This is a genomic window from Sedimenticola hydrogenitrophicus, from assembly GCF_025175675.1.
Taxonomy (GTDB): domain Bacteria; phylum Pseudomonadota; class Gammaproteobacteria; order Chromatiales; family Chromatiaceae; genus Sedimenticola; species Sedimenticola hydrogenitrophicus.
The window spans coordinates 1-1166 of the sequence record NZ_JANIOA010000113.1 but is presented as its reverse complement, the minus strand read 5'-3'; the positions used below and the strand labels follow the sequence as shown (position 1 = coordinate 1166).

Annotated in this window: 1 protein-coding gene; it reads right to left on the bottom strand. The window is 68.5% G+C overall.

Annotated features, from left to right (window positions below):
* Nucleotides 1-176: 176 nt before the first annotated feature.
* Nucleotides 177-1079 (bottom strand): Rossmann-like and DUF2520 domain-containing protein, encoded by a 903-nt coding sequence (locus NPX02_RS21185; RefSeq protein WP_260296054.1) that lies wholly within the window; start codon nucleotides 1077-1079, stop codon nucleotides 177-179.
* Between the last annotated feature and the right edge of the window lie 87 nt (nucleotides 1080-1166).

Below are 1166 nucleotides of genomic sequence, written 5' to 3'. Positions count from 1 at the left end.
CCCGACTGGAGAGCCGTGTGCGGGAGAACCGCACGCACGGTTCGGAGGGCGGGGAGGGTTAGTCCTTCCCGACCCCTATCAGTACAGGCTGCACTCCAGTGGGCGGTTCACCGGTAGGAGCGGCGCCCCCGCCGCGATTGTTGGCCTGGGATGTTGGCCTTGCCTGGAGCTGAACTTCAACTGATCAGACAGGTGTCCGGCGGCTGCGGGGTGAGCAGCCGCCGGATCTCCTCGGCCTGCTCCGCATCCAGTCCGCCCTTCTCCAGGGCCAGCTCCACGGTCTCCTTGCCGAGCATGCGATAGATCGCCTGATGGGCCGGGGGCATCCCCCGCAGGCTGTCGATGTGGCGTGCCACGGTACTGCTGTCGCCGCGGCTGATCGGCCCGGTCAGGGCGTTGGGCAGGCCGGAGTGGGCCAGGTTCTGCACGCTGCCGGCGATCAGCGGCAGTATCGCCTGCAGGCCGTCCTGGCGTTCGATGCCGATCCGCTCCAGCAGATTGACGGCGATGGACTCGATGGTGATCAGGTAGTTGGCGGCCACCGAGAGCGCGGCGTGATAGAGCGCCTTGTGCTCGGCCGGGATGATCAGGGTCTCCCCCTGCATCGCCTTGACCAGGGCCTCGCCGCGGCCGATGGCTGCGGCGGTACCCTCCAGGCAGAACCAGGTGCCGCGCAACAGCTCCGCCCCCTTTAACGGATCGGCCAGGGCCTGGATCGGGTGCAGCGAGAGTACCTCGGCTCCCTTGCGTTGTGCCGCGGCCAGGGCAGCGGAGGTGAGGCCGCCGCTGAGATGGAGAAACAGCTGGCCGGGGCGGATCACGCCCTGTTCGGCAATGGCGCGGCAGGCCGGCTCGATCTGGCCATCCGGGGTGGCGAGAATGATGATGTCGGCGCTGACCACCGCCGGCGCCGGGTCGCGGGTGGCGGGCGGACCGCCGACCAGCGCGGCGCAACGTTGCGCCGATTCGAGGGAGCGGCTGGCCACCCCGGCAATGGGGTGTCCGGCCCGGTGCAGCGCCAGCGCCAGTGCGCCGCCCGCCGCGCCGGCACCGATCAGTGCAATCCGTTCTTTTGTCATCTATTTCCCCCTGGTTCTACTTTGTCAGATTGACCCGGATTGGCTTCTGCCCGGGTAACTACTCTCCCGGTCTGTGAGCGATTGGCC